Below are 17,186 nucleotides of genomic sequence, written 5' to 3'. Positions count from 1 at the left end.
TACTCCTTACACCTTTTCAACCTGAACAAGGTTCGTATGTGACGGGTTCCCCTTGGCGAGAGGAGAAGGACGCTGGGTTGTCAGCACGTTAATACAACCGCCCTGATCCACACGTTTCACATCCGGGTCATACCATGCCCCCTCACCTAACGCCACAACGCCTGGCATCATACGTGGCGTTACTTTCGCCTCAATATGCACCTCGCCACGGTCATTAAAGATACGTACTTTGTCGCCGTTGTTAATACCACGTCTTTGCGCGTCCAGCGGGTTAATCCACATTTCCTGGCGGCAAGATGCTTTCAGAACATCAACGTTGCCATAGGTTGAGTGAACGCGAGACTTATAGTGAAATCCCGTCAACTGCAGGGGAAATTTATCCGCCAACGGATCGTTTAAGCTTTCAAATCCCGGGGCGTAGATTGGCAATGGATCAATCACGTCGTCTTCAGGCAGTTCCCAGGTTGCTGCGATATCCGCCAGTTCCTGGGAATAAATTTCGATCTTGCCCGATGGCGTGGTAAGTGGATTTGCTTTTGGATCCTCGCGGAATGCTTTGTAAGCTACGTGATGTCCTTCGGGATCGCGCTGTTTGAAGATCCCTTGCTTGCGGAACTCTTCAAACGTCGGCAATTCAGGTATCGCTTTGCGTGACTGCTCGTACAGATGACGCATCCACTCTTCCTGAGTACGACCCTCAGTAAACTGCTGCTCGACGCCCAGGCGTTTTGCCAGCTCGCTGGTCATTTGATAGATAGTCTTGCACTCAAAGCGTGGCTTGATGGCCTGGTCGGTGAATATCACATAGGACATATTCCCGCACGAAGCGTCGAGGGCGAAATCCATTTGTTCGGAAGCTGTGCAGTCTGGCAGCAAAATATCGGCGTATTTAGCCGAGGATGTCATATGGCAGTCAATGACAACAATCATTTCGCACTTCTTATCATCCTGAAGGATTTCGTGAGTGCGGTTGATATCGGAATGCTGGTTAATCAGACAGTTACCAGCATAGTTCCAGATCATTTTAATCGGAACGTCGAGTTTATCTTTTCCACGAACGCCGTCACGTAGCGCCGTCATTTCCGGGCCGCGTTCAATCGCGTCGGTCCACATAAACATCGAGATACTGGTTTCAACAGGGTTTTCCAGCGTAGGCATACGTTCAAACGGTAAACTGTAAGAGCCTTCACGCGCGCCGCTGTTACCGCCGTTAATACCGACGTTACCGGTCAGAATAGCCAGCATGGAAATAGCACGGGTAGCAATTTCACCGTTAGCATGACGCTGTGGTCCCCAGCCCTGGCTGATATAGGCGGGTTTGGCACTACCAATCTCACGTGCCAGCTTAACGATACGGTCAGCCGGAATACCTGTTATCTGCGCAGCCCATTCCGGAGTCTTCGCTATACCATCTTTACCCTGCCCGAGGATGTAAGCCTTGTAGTGGCCATTTTTTGGCGCACCTGCCGGAAGGGTTTTCTCATCGTATCCCACGCAGTATTTATCGAGAAACGGTTGATCAACCATATTTTCGCTGATCAATACGTACGCCAGACCATTGACCAGCGCCGCATCGGTGCCCGGTCTAATCGGGATCCATTCGTCCTCGCGCCCCGCACCAGTATCGGTATAACGAGGATCTATAATGATCATACGGGCATTTGACTTCTGCCTCGCCTGCTCAAGGTAATACGTTACCCCACCACCGCTCATGCGGGTTTCACCAGGGTTATTACCAAACAGAACAACAAGCTTGCTGTTTTCGATATCAGACGGGCTATTACCGTCCGCCCAGCCGCCATAGGTGTAGTTCAGACCAGCAGCAATCTGCGCAGAAGAGTAGTCACCGTAGTGGTTCAGATAGCCGCCACAACAGTTCATCAAGCGAGCAACCAGCGTTTTTCCCGGCGGCCATGAGCGCGTCATGGTGCCTCCCAGCGTACCGGTACCGTAGTTGAGGTAAATAGACTCGTTACCGTAGTCTTTGATCAGACGTTGCATATTGCTGGCGATAATATCGTAGGCTTCATCCCAACTTATACGCTCGAATTTGCCTTCACCGCGCTTACCGACACGCTTCATCGGATATTTCAGACGGTCCGGGTTATAGACGCGACGACGCATGGAGCGGCCGCGCAGACAGGCACGAATCTGGTGCAGGCCGTCATAATTGTCATCGCCGGTATTATCGGTTTCAACATACTTTATTTCACCATCCACCACATGCATACGCAACGGACAGCGGCTACCGCAGTTCACCGTACAGGCGCTCCAGATCACTTTCTCATTGATCTGCGCCGGATTAATGGCTTCTGCGGCATTTGCTATGCGGGTAAATGGCAGGGTAAATGCGCTACTGGCCATCGCCAGTCCGCCTATCGCCGTCGTTTTTACCAAACCGCGACGACTCACCTCAGCTGCCAGTACGGCATCGGGGATCTTAGTTTTCATAGTGACTCACTCTGCTGCTCACAATAAACAAAAAAGAAATACTCGTTGTATAGATATTTATATATCGATATTATCGTTATACAGACTGGTATATAGTGAATTTGCGTAAAGACAGAGATAAATACTGACCTTCATTCGAAGGTAGTATTACCACTAATGAGGTAAGGGTTATTGTCCGGTATCAAGCAGGCATAAAAAAAGCGCCCACAGGCGCTTTTTTAACAGAAAAAGATGGCTTAACCGATGTATTCCAGACCATTCATATATGGACGTAATACTTCCGGAACCTGAATGCGGCCATCAGCTTGCTGGTAGTTTTCCATCACAGCAACCAAGGTACGTCCCACAGCCAGACCAGAACCGTTCAGCGTATGCACTAAACGCGTCTTCTTGTCGGATTTGTTGCGGCAACGAGCCTGCATACGACGTGCCTGGAAATCCCACACGTTTGAGCAGGAGGAGATCTCGCGGTAAGTATTCTGCGCCGGGATCCACACTTCCAGATCATAGGTTTTGCATGCGCCAAAGCCCATGTCACCAGTGCATAGAATGATCTTACGGTACGGCAGTCCCAGCAGCTGAAGTACTTTCTCAGCATGGCCTGTCATCTCTTCCAGTGCGTCCATAGAATCTTCCGGACGAACAATCTGCACCATTTCAACTTTATCAAACTGGTGCATACGGATCAGACCACGAGTGTCACGACCGTAAGAGCCGGCTTCAGAACGGAAGCATGGCGTATGCGCGGTCATTTTGATCGGCAGTGCATCTTCGTCAATGATCTCATCGCGTACCAGGTTGGTCAGCGGGACTTCTGCCGTTGGGATCAGCGCATAGTTACTGCTATCGGCTTCTTCGTCCAGCGGACGCGTATGGAACAGATCACCGGCAAACTTCGGCAACTGACCTGTACCGTACAGCGTGTCATGGTTAACCAGATACGGAACGTAGTTTTCGCTGTAACCATGCTGTTCGGTATGTAGATCCAGCATGAACTGAGACAGCGCACGGTGCATACGTGCAATCTGCCCTTTCATTACCACGAAACGAGAACCCGTTAGCTTAACCGCAGCAGCGAAATCAAGACCGGTATGCATTTCACCCAGCGTGACGTGATCGCGCACTTCGAAATCAAATTCGCGAGGAGTACCCCAACGGCTGACTTCGATATTGTCATTTTCATCTTTACCCACCGGAACTTCGTCCGCTGGCAGGTTAGGAATGGTCAGTGCAATATCGCGGATCTCGGCCTGCAAGGCATCAAGTTCAGCTTTCGCGGTATCCAGCTCTTCGCCCAGTTTGTTCACTTCCAGACGTAAAGACTCGATATCTTCTCCGCGCGCTTTTGCCTGGCCGATGGATTTCGATCGAGAGTTACGCTCTGCCTGCAGGTTCTCTGTTTGTACCTGCAGAACTTTACGACGCTCTTCAAGAGCGCGCAGCTTATCTACATCCAGCTTAAAGCCCCGGCTTGCCAGTTTTTCAGCGACTGCGTCTGGCTCATTACGCAGCAGATTGGGATCGAGCATGCTTATCCTGTGCTTATCGAATTAAAATAGGAGAAAGTGACCACAGCCTGCGATCACAGGGATACATTGCCAACATTACCGCAACGATCGCGCTAACGGTAGCGTTTTATAGGGCTATTTTGATCCTGCCCGGCAAGCCAGGCGAGCTTTTCGCCAATCTTACCCTCAAGACCTCTGTTTGTGGGGTGATAATAGCGCGTTTGTGCCAGTTCCTGCGGAAAGTACTCTTCACCGGCAGCATACGCATTCGGCTCATCATGAGCGTAGCGATATTCCTGTCCGTAGCCCATTTCTTTCATCAGCTTCGTCGGGGCATTACGCAAATGCACAGGCACATCATAATCCGGACGCTCGCGGGCATCAGCCAACGCTGCTTTATAGGCGGTATAGACTGCATTACTTTTCGGCGCACAGGCCAGATAAACTATCGCCTGAGCTATCGCTCGTTCGCCTTCTGCAGGCCCTACGCGAGTGAAACAATCCCATGCTGAAATTGCCACTTGCATAGCCCGTGGGTCGGCATTTCCCACATCTTCGGAAGCAATTGCCAGACAACGGCGCGCGACGTATAACGGATCGCCACCGGCGGTAATGATCCGCGCATACCAGTAAAGCGCCGCATCCGGTGCGCTGCCGCGTACCGATTTGTGTAACGCCGAGATCAGATCGTAAAAGCGATCGCCTTTATTATCAAAGCGCGCGCTGCGCTCCCCGGCAATCTCAGTCAGTAATGCTGTCTGTAAAACACGTTTTCCGCAGTCATCGACTTCGGCCATATCAGCCATCATTTCCAGCGTGTTCAACGCCCTTCGCGCGTCACCATTCACCAGTTCCGCAATCGCCCGACGTGTTTCATTCGGCAGGACAATATCCTGTCCCCCGTAGCCACGTGCTTTATCTGTCATCGCCTGGTCCAGCACCTGCTCAATATCTTCGGTGGTTAACGATTTCAGTAGATAGACACGCGCACGCGACAGTAATGCCGAGTTAAGTTCAAAAGAGGGATTTTCAGTCGTGGCGCCAATAAATGTAATGGTGCCATCTTCGATATGCGGGAGAAACGCGTCCTGCTGGCTTTTATTAAAGCGGTGAACTTCATCCACGAACAAAATTGTACGCCGACCTGCATTGCGGTTCTGACGCGCACGCTCAATGGCCTCACGAATTTCTTTCACACCTGAGGTGACCGCCGAAATGCGTTCAACATCTGCATCAGCGTAGCGAGCAATCACTTCGGCGAGTGTTGTTTTACCCGTACCGGGTGGTCCCCACAAGATCATGGAGTGCAGGTGCCCTGCCTCAATGGCACGCGGCAAGGGCTTGCCTGCGGCCAGCAAATGCTGCTGGCCGATATACTGTGCTAAATTTTCTGGCCGCATGCGCGCGGCCAGTGGCTGAAAGGTATTATCAGAAAAATCGAGCGACAGATTGCCCACTCACGCGCCTCTACTTACGTTGATCGTCCACCGTCACACCTTGTGGCGGGGTAAAGGTGAATTTTGATGGTTCAATTGCACCATTCTGCTGAGACTTCAGCTGATAGCTACTGCGTTGATCGTCCTGCTCGACAGCACTGAACTGATGGATTGTTCCATCACGCCCGACATTAATGGTGAACTGCTTCAGATTACCGCTGCTGGTTTTCGGGGTCAGCACAAAGTCATCACCGTTTTGCTTGATATTGTATTGTTGCCAGTCGCTGGACTGGTTGCGCGCAATCAGCATAAACGGTGTATTCCCCGTGGCATCTTTCAGCCAGGTGGCCGTTGCTTGCTCAACAAACGGGTTAAAGAACCACAGCGTTTTGCCATCGGATACCAGAATGCTCTCGTCAGGCTGTGTCATATGCCAGTTAAACAGGTTCGGACGTTTAACCCATAAGTCACCCTGACCTTCCTGTACTGCCGCTCCGCTGCCATCCGTCACCTTCTGGGTGAAGCTGGCATGGAAACTACTGACTTTATCCAGACGGCTTTTCAGATCGCTGGCAGCATCAGCCCAGACGCTGCTAACCACAAAGCTCGACAGTAATGCACAGGTGATTGCGATTCTTTTCATCGTTATTCCTCAAAATACGTCACTCCCGACGGGGAGATCCCTCTGCTATCCATTCCAGGCCAAAAATCAGCATGAGGAAAGTAGAAAATACTGAATTACTTAACTTTGCAATCAATCGAAGGGAGGCGGCGCCAGCACTTCACGATTACCATTATGTCCCTGCTCACTGACAATTCCCTGCGCTTCCATCTGTTCAATGATGCGTGCCGCACGGTTGTAACCAATACGGAACTGACGCTGAACGCCGGAGATTGAGGCTTTACGTTTCTCCGTGACAAATTTGACGGCCTGGTCAAACAGCGGATCCAGCTCTTCCCCACCGTCAAAACCACCACCACCGCCTTCGCTTTCGCTGTCGGAGGTAATGCCATCGACGTATTGTGGACGCCCACGCGCTTTCCAGTCCTGAACAACTGCATGCACTTCCTGGTCGCGCACAAATGCGCCATGCACACGCACTGGCATAGTGGAGTTAGGCCCGGAATAAAGCATATCCCCCATGCCCAGCAGAGACTCTGCGCCACTCTGGTCGAGGATGGTGCGTGAATCAATCTTACTGGAAACGGTAAAGGCGATACGGGTTGGAATGTTGGCTTTAATCAAACCGGTAATAACATCAACCGACGGACGCTGAGTCGCCAGTACCAGGTGGATGCCCGCCGCACGTGCTTTTTGTGCCAGACGAGCGATGAGTTCTTCCACCTTTTTACCGACGGTCATCATCAGATCAGCGAATTCATCTACCAACACGACGATATACGGCAGTTTTTCCAGCACAGGATGCTGAACGTCCATGCTATCGCCAGGTTTCCAGTACGGGTCAGGAATCGGACGCCCCATACGGGCTGCTTCAGCGATTTTCTCGTTATAACCAGCAAGGTTACGTACGCCAAGCGCCGACATCAGCTTATAGCGACGCTCCATTTCATTGACGCTCCAGCGCAAAGCATTGGCCGCATCTTTCATATCTGTAACAACTTCAGTCAACAGATGCGGGATACCTTCGTAAACGGAAAGTTCCAGCATTTTCGGGTCAATCATGATAAAGCGGACATCTTCCGGTTGTGCCTTGTATAGCATGCTGAGGATCATGGCGTTTACCCCAACCGACTTACCGGAGCCGGTGGTTCCTGCAACCAGCAGATGAGGCATTTTTGCCAGGTCAGCAACGACCGGCTCGCCTGCAATATCTTTACCCAACACGACTGTCAGCGGAGATGGATTTTCGCGGAACTTCGCGTTGTCCAGAACTTCACGCAGATAGACGGTCTGACGTTTTTTATTCGGCAGTTCCAGTCCCACATACGGTTTACCTGGAATCACTTCTACCACACGCACCGCAACGGTCGACAACGAACGAGCCAGGTCGCGGGAGAGGTTAGAAATACGCGCAGCTTTCACACCAGGGGCCAGGTTCAGTTCAAAACGGGTAATAACCGGACCCGGTGAATAGTTCACGACATCAGCTTTAATGCGGAAATCCGCCAGTCGGGCTTCAACCAGACGCGCCATTTGCTCCAGCGCAAAGGTATCCACTGGTTCAACTTCACTCGGCGGTGGCGTCAACAGATCCAGCGAGGGCAGCGGTGTGGTTGGGCGTTGTACCGGGCGGCTGTCACCATTACGCATCAGTAATGGATGGATCAAGCTATCCTGCTGCTGTGGTGCAACAGGTTGTGGCGGCTGCTGATAATGCTGCTGCGGTGCAACAGGCTGTGGCGGCTGCTGATAATGCTGCTGCGATGCTACAGGCTGCGGCGGCTGCTGATAATGCTGCTGCGGTGCTACAGGCTGTGGCGGCTGCTGATAATGTTGCTGCGGCGCTACAGGCTGCGGCGGCTGTTGATAATGCTGCTGCGGTGCTACAGGTTGCGGCGGTTGTTGATATTGCGGCGCTGGTGCAGGCTCCTCCGGCATCACGCTCGGAGTAAACAGCGGCTCATGCGGGCCGTCATCGACCAGAGCTTTCATCGGTGAGAATGCAAAGTCATCCAGTGAGAACGGATTAGCGCCCGCTGGTTGTTCGCCGGAATAGCGCTGCTGTTGGGAAGATGCAAACTGACGGGCTAACTCCGCTTCTGCAGCAGAATCTTCATCCTCAGCTTGGTTTGTACCGTCCTGATACTCTTCCCCATAACGATGCTGTTGGGACTGCGCGAACTGACGTGCCAGCTCATCCTGATGCATTGCATCAATTTCATCGTCACTATATTGCGTATCCGAATCAAGTTGCTCTTCACGCGCTTTTTCTTCAGCAATTCGCTGCGACGGTAATTTTATGCCATACGAGGCCAGTTCACGACGCGTTGGCACGCGGACACGGTTCGGGCGTGGCAACTGCGGCCCAATACCTTCTTTCACCTGCGGACGTGGCGCACCACCAGCCAGACTAAACACAGGTGCGGCAGCAACGGCAGCCCCAGTAGCCAGAGCTGCATTTTTCGCCCCTGTGGCCATTGGTGCAGCGGCAACGACAGACTCAACTGGCGGTATGGCGGCAGTTGTCGGCATAGACGGTTTCACCCGTTCTGGCTCTGTCACAGGTTCCGGAATTGGCTGATACCATGCTGCGAGTTGTTCACGTTCGCGCGCACGTTTCTCTTCCACTTCTTCAAAATAGTAGAGCGGAGGACGAGCTGGTTTAGTCTCTTCAACAACCGGTTCCGGCTCAACAACAGGTGGCGGTTCAACAATGGATTGCTGATGAACAACTGGTTGCGATGGAATAGTCTCCTGCTGATAGACAGACTGTGGCTGGAGAGGAGCATTCTGCTGATAAACCGGTTCAGGTTGCCAGCTTTGTTCCGCTACCGGCTCTTGCGTCTGCCAGGGCATTTGCGATTCTGGCATCATCGGCTGCTCATAACCAACGTCAGCCACAGGAGGAACGGCATATTGCGGCTGGGGCTCAACAGGCGCCGGTTGTTGCCACGCTTCATAAGGTTGTACAGATGGCTGTGCGTACTGATTTGTCTGCGGATACCCTTCTGGTGCAGGCGCGATAGCCGGTTCACCAGTCTGTGGCCCCGGCGCAGATTGCCATGCAACTGCAGGAGCAGGCTGAACAGGAACTGTGCCCGATGCAGGCGGGGTTTGCATCAATGGATCAACGGGAGCGCTCCAGGCCTGCGTTGCTGCAGTGGCCGCAGCAGCAGCTGCCACTGGCTCTGCTACAGAGTGTCCATTGAGCAGCGGATCGAATTCATCATATTCTGGCAACGTCGCCCGATTTCCAGAGAACAGGACATCATTAGGATCGGCAACGACGCCACGGGCGCTGTATTCTATTTCATCTTCATCATCCATGCGTTTGCCGGAGAACAGCGCAGCATCGGTGTGACGCCCAAGCGGGTTGGTAAATTTTTCAGCCAGGCGCTTACGGCGCGCTAATGCGCCGCGAAGAATACGTGCCCGACGCGATTCATGCGGTTTTCCTTCGGCAGCGTCGACAAACTCGTCGTCTTCATATTCTTCATCATCGACCCAGGTATCATCACGACGAGTTCGGTTGCTGGCAAATGTCAGAATATTTAGCAGCCAGCCCCCTAATTTCTCCGCAATACTCACCCATGACCAGCCGGTAAACAGAGTTAACCCAGCAGCCCAGATACATAACAGTGTGAGCGTTCCCCCGCTGCTATGCAGCAGAGGTTGCAAAGTGGTACTTAGCAAACTGCCAATCACGCCACCGGAGGCGAAATACCAGATGTCGTCGGCATTGATTGCCGCCAGTCCGCAAGAAGTAAGAATCAGCGCCAGAACGCCGATAATGCGAAGCGACACGGCAAAATAATCAACGTATTCATCACTGGCCTGATGCCGCCAGGCAAACCAACAGCCGCCAACAATGATTACGGGAATGGTGTAGGCCATGACGCCGAAAATAAAGAACAGCGTGTCTGCCAGCCATGCGCCGGGTATTCCCCCCAGATTATGAATAGGCTCGTGCCACGCGGTTTGCGACCAGCTGGGGTCCGAAGGGTTAAAGCTGAGTAAGGCAGCCATCAACCAGACGGCAAAAAGGGCAATAAGGATGAGTAGCGCTTCCAGAAGTCGGCGCCCGCTGCTTAACTTCGTCAATGTGACGTCTTTGTCTTCAGTGTATTCCTGGCTCAAAAACGGCTCTCCAGGTTTCAGGCTTTTCCTGCCCGATGCTAAAACGGACAACAGCACCGGGTTACCCCGGCACTGTTGCTGTATGGATTAACAGGAGTGTAATCAAACTGAGTCGATTTTGCACCTGTTCCGTGTTAGCGCGTCTTAATAACCAGACGATTGCTCTGTTTTACTTCTTCCATAACCACGTAAGTACGTGTGTCATTCACGCCAGGCAGACGCAGCAGGGTTTCCCCTAACAGCTTACGGTAAGCTGACATATCCGGTACGCGTGTTTTCAGCAGGTAGTCGAAATCACCGGACACCAAATGACATTCTTGAATTTCTTCAAGTTTTTGTACTGCAGAGTTAAATTGCTCAAACACATCCGGGGCGCCACGATTCAGAGTAATCTCAACAAAAACCAGAAGTGATGCATCCAGATAATGCGGGTTCAACAGCGCTGTATAGCCCTGAATAAAACCCTGTCTTTCCAACCGACGCACACGCTCAAGGCAGGGCGTTGGTGAAAGTCCCACTCGTTTAGAAAGCTCGACGTTAGAAATACGCCCATCCTTTTGCAGCTCATTAAGAATGTTACGATCGATACGGTCGAGATCTTTGCCAGGGCGCTTCTTACTATCTACCATTATTATTGTCTCTCTGTATTCCTTCCCTACTCCTGCCTGACTCTACAAACATCACTGTTTAGAGCCGCTACCCATCATAATAACCCGAAACCCAGAGGGATTTACGGTGCGCAATGCCTGGGTTTACGGTGAGAAGACCGTTGCCTGTCGGCGGCTATCGACATCACGAATGGCATCTGTCCACGCCATGCGTAGATTTCGCTAACTCGGTAAACATGTTATCTACATGCATGATTATGCAGCATATACATGACACAGTTTTTTTCTTCCTTGAATGTTTTCGCAAAACAGCAGGGGATTGTCAAAGCAAAACATCGATTTTTAGTACAACATGCCAGTTATTCATTGGGAGTGATGGAAAATCGTCATTTTATCACCTTATAACTGACCGATTTTAAGTAGAAATCGTTATAATATTACCGTCGTTTTTAGCAATCATCGGTTTCTGCTATTACACATATTGTTAACAAAATCGCCATACTCTTTTTTTACGTTCGTAAATTCCCTACAATCCTGCTCATTGCCTGCCAACAACTATGGGGATCTCATGGGCACGACCAAACACAGTAAACTTCTTATTCTGGGCTCAGGCCCTGCGGGATACACCGCCGCGGTCTATGCTGCGCGTGCAAACCTGCAACCGGTGTTGATTACCGGTATGGAAAAAGGTGGTCAGTTGACCACAACGACAGAAGTGGAAAACTGGCCTGGCGATCCGCACGATCTCACTGGCCCGTTGCTGATGGAGCGTATGCATGAACACGCGACGAAATTTGAAACCGAAATCATTTTTGATCACATCAGTAAAGTTGATCTGCAAAATCGTCCGTTTCGCCTGACCGGTGACAGCGGCGAATATACTTGCGATGCACTGATTATCGCCACTGGCGCTTCAGCACGCTATCTTGGTTTACCTTCAGAAGAGGCATTTAAAGGCCGCGGCGTTTCCGCCTGTGCGACCTGTGATGGTTTCTTCTATCGTAACCAAAAGGTTGCGGTTATTGGCGGTGGTAATACCGCTGTAGAAGAAGCATTGTACCTGGCGAATATCGCTTCTGAGGTTCATTTGATCCACCGTCGCGACAGCTTCCGTGCTGAGAAAATCCTCATCAAACGTTTGATGGATAAAGTCGAGAACGGCAACATTGTGCTGCACACTCACCGCACTCTGGAAGAAGTTACCGGCGATCAAATGGGTGTGACCGGACTGCGTCTGCGTGATACCCAGAATACTGACAACGTTGAGTCTCTCGCCGTCGCAGGATTATTTGTCGCTATCGGCCACAGCCCGAACACCGCCATTTTCGACGGTCAGCTTGAACTGGAAAACGGCTACATCAAAGTCCAGTCCGGCATTCATGGCAATGCAACGCAAACCAGCATTCCTGGCGTATTCGCAGCCGGCGACGTAATGGATCATATCTATCGTCAGGCGATTACCTCGGCAGGTACGGGGTGTATGGCTGCCCTCGATGCTGAACGCTATCTTGATGGTCTGGCTGACGCCTGCAAATAGTTTTTACAAATCAGTAACAAAAGTAAAAAAGGCGACTATAAGTCGCCTTTATTTTTGCCTCGTTGTAACATTGTCCTGCCCAAAAATTCCAATAACTCACCTGCTAAGCGAGCAATGAATAAAACCCGTCAAAAAGAGCTAACCCACTGGTTAAAACAGCAAAGTGTCATTTCACAACGCTGGCTAAATATTTCACGTCTGCTGGGATTCGTGAGCGGGCTGTTAATTGTCGCTCAGGCCTGGCTCATGGCTCGTATTCTTGAGCATATGATCATGGACAACATTCCCCGAGAGGCCCTTCTCCTCCCCTTCATCGTGCTGGTATTGATATTTATCCTGCGTGCTTGGGTTGTCTGGTTACGTGAGCGAGTCGGTTTCCATGCGGGACAACACATTCGCTTTGAAATTCGCCGTCAAGTTCTGGACCGCCTGCAGCAGGCAGGTCCGGCATGGATACAAGGTAAACCCGCCGGGAGTTGGGCTACCTTGGTGCTGGAACAGATTGACGATATGCATGATTACTATGCGCGTTATCTGCCGCAAATGGCGCTTGCCGTCTGTGTACCTATATTGATTGTGGCAGCAATTTTCCCTTCAAACTGGGTAGCCGCCCTTATCCTGCTGGGCACCGCACCGCTGATCCCGCTCTTTATGGCAATGGTCGGTATGGGAGCAGCAGATGCTAACCGTCGTAATTTTCAGGCACTTGCCAGACTCAGTGGCCATTTCCTCGACCGCTTAAGGGGCATGGAGACGCTGAGAATATTTGGTCGCGGAGAAGCTGAAACAGAAAGCATTCGCGCCGCATCGCAAGATTTTCGTCAGCGCACCATGGAAGTCCTGCGTCTTGCGTTCCTTTCCTCGGGTGTACTGGAGTTTTTCACGTCACTGTCGATCGCCCTGGTGGCGGTTTATTTCGGTTTTTCTTACCTCGGCGAACTCAACTTCGGTCATTACGGAACTGGCGTAACGCTGGCTGCTGGTTTCCTGGCTCTGATCCTTGCCCCAGAATTTTTCCAGCCTTTGCGCGATCTGGGTACGTTTTACCACGCGAAAGCACAAGCGGTAGGTGCTGCAGATAGTCTGAAAACATTCATGGAAACGCCGCTTGCTCACCCTGAGCGTGGTGACATTGAGTTAGCAGCAAAAGAAGCCGTTTCGATTGAAGCGGAAGATCTGGTCATTACATCGCCGGAAGGCAAAGTTCTGGCTGGGCCACTCAATTTTTCTCTGCCAGCAGGTCAACGTGCGGTGCTGGTTGGTCGTAGTGGCTCAGGTAAAAGCTCCCTTCTGAACGTTCTGTCCGGTTTTCTCTCTTATCAGGGGTCATTGCGGATTAACGGCTTTGAGCTTCGCGATTTATCGCCTGACTCCTGGCGTAAACAGCTCTCATGGGTTGGTCAAAACCCGCAACTTCCCGCCGCGACGTTACGAGATAATGTGCTGCTGGCACGTCCTGATGCCAGTGAACAACAGCTTCAGGCCGCGCTCGACAGTGCCTGGGTAAGCGAGTTTTTACCTTTGCTTCCTCAGGGTGTAGATACGCCAGTAGGCGATCAGGCGGCTCGACTTTCTGTCGGACAAGCACAACGCGTTGCCGTTGCCCGCGCTCTGCTTAATCCGTGTCAGTTACTGCTGCTCGACGAACCCGCTGCCAGCCTTGATGCTCACAGTGAACAACGCGTAATGCAGGCATTGAATGCCGCATCACGCCGCCAGACCACGCTGATGGTGACGCACCAACTCGAAGATCTTGCCGACTGGGATGCTATCTGGGTCATGCAGGATGGACAAATCGTCGAGCAAGGCACTTATGCTCAACTTAGCGCAACCAACGGCGCTTTTGCGACATTGCTGGCTCACCGTCAGGAGGATATCTGAATGCGCGCCTTGCTACCCTATCTGACGCTGTATAAACGTCACAAATGGATGTTAACGCTAGGCATTGTTCTGGCGATAATCACGCTGCTGGCAAGTATCGGTTTGCTGACCCTGTCAGGCTGGTTCCTTTCCGCCTCCGCAGTTGTTGGCGTGACCGGGATTTACAGTTTTAACTACATGCTCCCGGCGGCAGGCGTTCGGGGAGCAGCAATCACCCGAACCGCAGGCCGTTATTTTGAGCGACTGGTCAGCCACGACGCGACATTCCGCGTGCTGCAGCACCTGCGTATTTATACCTTTAGTAAACTGCTGCCGCTTTCTCCTGCTGGTCTGGCCCGGTATGGCCAGGGGGAGTTGCTTAACCGTGTGGTTGCTGATGTCGACACGCTCGATCATCTCTATTTACGCGTGCTCTCCCCGCTAACAGGGGCATTTGTGGTCATCGTGGTAGTGACGCTGGGACTTAGCGTTCTCGATCTAACTCTGGCGATCACACTTGGCGGCATTATGCTGCTCACCTTGTTTATTTTGCCCCCAATCTTTTATCAGGCCGGAAAAAGCACCGGGCAAAGTCTGACGCATCTGCGCGGTCAATATCGTCAGCAGTTAACTTCATGGTTGCAGGGGCAGGCTGAACTCACCATTTTTGGTGCCAGCGAACGCTATCGTGCACAAATGGAAGCGACGGAAATGCAGTGGCATGAAGCTCAGCGTCGTCAGTCTGAATTAACCGCGCTGTCCCAGGCTGTCATGCTACTCGTTGGCGCTCTGGCCGTAATAATGATGTTATGGATGGCCTCTGGCGGTGTGGGCGGAAATACCCAACCGGGTGCACTGATTGCCCTGTTTGTCTTCTGCGCGCTGGCTGCTTTTGAAGCTCTGGCGCCTGTCACCGGGGCGTTTCAGCATCTTGGTCAGGTGATTGCTTCGGCTCTGCGTATCACTGAACTGAGCGAACAGCAGCCGGAAGTCACCTTCCCTGAGGCGGGCTCCTCGGTCACTGAACAAATAACGCTCACGCTGCGCGACGTTTCTTTCAGCTACCCTGGACAGGTGCAAAACGCGCTGGATACTCTTTCCTTGCAGGCTAAACCCGGTGAGCATATTGCGATTCTTGGTCGTACCGGCTGCGGAAAGTCAACGCTTCTGCAATTGCTGACGCGTGCCTGGGACCCACAAAGCGGCGAAATCCTGATCAACGATCAACCGATTTCGGCCTTAAGTGAATCCAGTCTGCGTCAAAGCATCAGCGTTGTGCCGCAACGCGTGCATCTGTTCAGCGCGACATTACGCGATAACCTGCTGCTGGCCGCACCACACGCCAGTGATGAGGTATTGTCCGGAATGCTCAGCCGGGTCGGTCTGGAAAAGCTGCTGGCGGATGATGGACTTAACGCCTGGTTAGGTGAAGGTGGTCGTCAACTTTCAGGTGGCGAACTCCGCCGTCTGGCCATCGCTCGTGCATTGTTGCACGATGCCCCATTGATGCTGCTGGATGAACCCACCGAAGGGCTGGATGCCACAACAGAAAGCCAAATGCTTGAATTAATTGGCGATGTGATGCGAGATAAAACCGTACTGATGGTTACGCATCGTCTGCGCGGGCTGTCACGTTTTGATCAAATAATAGTGATGGACAACGGACACATTATTGAGCAAGGTAATCACGCAGATCTGTTAGCCCGGCAGGGTCGTTATTACCAGTTTAAGCAACGTCTGTAAGCTATTATTGAACGATCCGACTCGCGTAGTGGAGTTTCGCTGTCATGCGCCTGGTGCAACTTTCTCGTAATTCTATCGCCTTCCCGTCGCCGGAAGGCGCTTTACGCGAACCTAACGGTTTGTTGGCGCTTGGCGGCGATCTCAGCCCTGCCCGCTTGCTCATGGCATACCAGCGCGGGATTTTCCCGTGGTTTTCACCTGGCGACCCGATCCTCTGGTGGTCACCCGATCCGCGAGCTATTTTGTGGCCTGAGACATTTCATATTAGCCGCAGCATGAAACGTTTTCATAAACATTCACCTTATCGCGTAACTCTCAATTATGCATTTGGCCAGGTTATTGAAGGCTGTGCAAATGACCGGGAAGAAGGCACCTGGATAACGCATGATGTGGTTGACGCATACCATCGACTCCATGAACTGGGCCATGCTCATTCTATTGAGGTATGGCGGCAAAACGAATTAGTGGGCGGTATGTACGGCGTATCACAAGGTACACTTTTCTGTGGCGAATCGATGTTCAGTCGTCAGGAAAATGCGTCCAAGACCGCACTGCTTGTATTTTGCGCTGAATTTATACGTCAGGGTGGAAAACTCATCGACTGCCAGGTGTTAAATAGCCATACAGCGTCGCTGGGCGCAGTTGAAATTCCCCGGCGGGAGTACCTTGAACACCTGAGCAGACTGCGCCAGCAGCGGCTACCCAGCCATTTTTGGGTGCCGAGAACGTTATTTTCACCTCAGGTGTGAATGTTTTCGGCACATTTTTTGTCGGGGTGTTATAATTGTGCCGCAGAGTTGGTTTAGCCCATTACCCCGCCGCCGTTAAGGAACAGTTCGCGTCAGGCAACGCCTATCGTTTATCTCATCGTTCCCTTACACGTTGCGCTTTTAGTGCGGCTTTGCCGTGTGTGGTTAGAGTAATGCGCCAAACCTGATTTGCTGTGTTTTAAACGCGCAAATCTTTACTTATTAAAAGAACTTCGGCATTATCTTGCCGGTTCAAATTACGGTAGTGATACCCCAGAGGATTAGATGGCCAAAGAAGACAATATTGAAATGCAGGGTACCGTTCTCGATACGTTACCTAATACCATGTTCCGCGTAGAGTTAGAAAACGGTCACGTGGTTACTGCACACATCTCCGGTAAAATGCGTAAAAACTATATCCGCATCCTGACGGGCGACAAAGTGACTGTTGAGCTGACCCCGTACGACCTGAGCAAAGGCCGCATTGTCTTCCGTAGTCGCTGATTGTTTTCACGCCAGACCGGCGTCCAGATAA

General features: G+C 51.8%; 11 protein-coding genes and 1 pseudogene. 6 read left to right on the top strand and 6 right to left on the bottom strand.

Annotation, left to right across the window (positions count from 1 at the left end; genetic code table 11):
- Positions 1-6 precede the first annotated feature (6 nt).
- The 6 genes from dmsA to lrp form a co-directional block, all read right to left on the bottom strand.
- On the bottom strand, positions 7-2,451 hold the full coding sequence (gene dmsA, locus LG384_RS07750; RefSeq protein ID WP_200010735.1) for a dimethylsulfoxide reductase subunit A: 2,445 nt from the start codon (positions 2,449-2,451) through the stop codon (positions 7-9).
- 236 nt (positions 2,452-2,687) lie between these two features.
- Positions 2,688-3,980: a serine--tRNA ligase gene (serS, locus tag LG384_RS07745; RefSeq protein WP_045441250.1), complete on the bottom strand. Its 1,293-nt coding sequence runs from the start codon at positions 3,978-3,980 to the stop codon at positions 2,688-2,690.
- 92 nt (positions 3,981-4,072) lie between these two features.
- Positions 4,073-5,416 (bottom strand): replication-associated recombination protein RarA, encoded by a 1,344-nt coding sequence (rarA, locus tag LG384_RS07740; protein WP_225760703.1) that lies wholly within the window; start codon positions 5,414-5,416, stop codon positions 4,073-4,075.
- A gap of 10 nt (positions 5,417-5,426) precedes the next feature.
- Positions 5,427-6,038 (bottom strand): outer membrane lipoprotein chaperone LolA, encoded by a 612-nt coding sequence (gene lolA / locus LG384_RS07735; RefSeq protein WP_040233939.1) that lies wholly within the window; start codon positions 6,036-6,038, stop codon positions 5,427-5,429.
- 111 nt (positions 6,039-6,149) lie between these two features.
- A complete protein-coding gene (ftsK, locus tag LG384_RS07730) occupies positions 6,150-10,154 on the bottom strand; it encodes a DNA translocase FtsK (protein ID WP_225760702.1) in 4,005 nt (1,334 codons plus the stop codon).
- 134 nt (positions 10,155-10,288) lie between these two features.
- Positions 10,289-10,783 carry a leucine-responsive transcriptional regulator Lrp gene (gene lrp / locus LG384_RS07725; protein WP_002439523.1) on the bottom strand — a complete coding sequence of 165 codons (495 nt, stop codon included), beginning with the start codon at positions 10,781-10,783 and terminating at the stop codon, positions 10,289-10,291.
- Between the two features lie 547 nt (positions 10,784-11,330).
- On the opposite strand from lrp, the gene trxB reads away from it, so the two are divergent.
- The 6 genes and pseudogenes from trxB (at position 11,331) to infA (ending at position 17,155) form a co-directional block, all read left to right on the top strand.
- Positions 11,331-12,299, top strand: coding sequence for a thioredoxin-disulfide reductase (gene trxB, locus LG384_RS07720; protein WP_225760701.1), 969 nt, complete (start codon positions 11,331-11,333; stop codon positions 12,297-12,299).
- A gap of 114 nt (positions 12,300-12,413) precedes the next feature.
- Positions 12,414-14,180: a cysteine/glutathione ABC transporter permease/ATP-binding protein CydD gene (gene cydD / locus LG384_RS07715; RefSeq protein WP_048221767.1), complete on the top strand. Its 1,767-nt coding sequence runs from the start codon at positions 12,414-12,416 to the stop codon at positions 14,178-14,180.
- Entirely contained in the window at positions 14,181-15,902 is a 1,722-nt protein-coding gene (gene cydC / locus LG384_RS07710; protein ID WP_225760700.1) for a cysteine/glutathione ABC transporter ATP-binding protein/permease CydC, read from the top strand. It abuts the gene before it with no gap.
- 44 nt (positions 15,903-15,946) lie between these two features.
- On the top strand, positions 15,947-16,651 hold the full coding sequence (gene aat, locus LG384_RS07705) for a leucyl/phenylalanyl-tRNA--protein transferase (protein WP_225760699.1): 705 nt from the start codon (positions 15,947-15,949) through the stop codon (positions 16,649-16,651).
- A pseudogene (locus tag LG384_RS07700) lies at positions 16,652-17,009 on the top strand (hypothetical protein). It abuts the gene before it with no gap.
- Positions 16,937-17,155: a translation initiation factor IF-1 gene (gene infA, locus LG384_RS07695; protein ID WP_002211347.1), complete on the top strand. Its 219-nt coding sequence runs from the start codon at positions 16,937-16,939 to the stop codon at positions 17,153-17,155. The pseudogene LG384_RS07700 and the gene infA overlap by 73 nt, the downstream one beginning before the upstream one ends.
- The last annotated feature ends 31 nt before the right edge of the window (positions 17,156-17,186 follow it).

Source organism: Citrobacter sp. Marseille-Q3906, from assembly GCF_916618775.1.
Classification (GTDB): Bacteria; Pseudomonadota; Gammaproteobacteria; order Enterobacterales; family Enterobacteriaceae; genus Citrobacter; species Citrobacter murliniae.
Note: the sequence above shows the minus strand (reverse complement) of the source record. Positions and strands in the feature narration are given on the sequence as shown.

Bases quoted from the DNA above. Each gene is read 5' to 3' on its own strand.
- cydD (WP_048221767.1), top strand. From the start codon at position 12,414: ATGAATAAAACCCGTCAAAAAGAGCTAACCCACTGGTTAAAACAGCAA.
- aat (WP_225760699.1), top strand. From the start codon at position 15,947: ATGCGCCTGGTGCAACTTTCTCGTAATTCTATCGCCTTCCCGTCGCCG.
- trxB (WP_225760701.1), top strand. From the start codon at position 11,331: ATGGGCACGACCAAACACAGTAAACTTCTTATTCTGGGCTCAGGCCCT.
- cydC (WP_225760700.1), top strand. From the start codon at position 14,181: ATGCGCGCCTTGCTACCCTATCTGACGCTGTATAAACGTCACAAATGG.
- infA (WP_002211347.1), top strand. From the start codon at position 16,937: ATGGCCAAAGAAGACAATATTGAAATGCAGGGTACCGTTCTCGATACG.
- lrp (WP_002439523.1), bottom strand. From the start codon at position 10,783: ATGGTAGATAGTAAGAAGCGCCCTGGCAAAGATCTCGACCGTATCGAT.
- serS (WP_045441250.1), bottom strand. From the start codon at position 3,980: ATGCTCGATCCCAATCTGCTGCGTAATGAGCCAGACGCAGTCGCTGAA.
- dmsA (WP_200010735.1), bottom strand. From the start codon at position 2,451: ATGAAAACTAAGATCCCCGATGCCGTACTGGCAGCTGAGGTGAGTCGT.
- lolA (WP_040233939.1), bottom strand. From the start codon at position 6,038: ATGAAAAGAATCGCAATCACCTGTGCATTACTGTCGAGCTTTGTGGTT.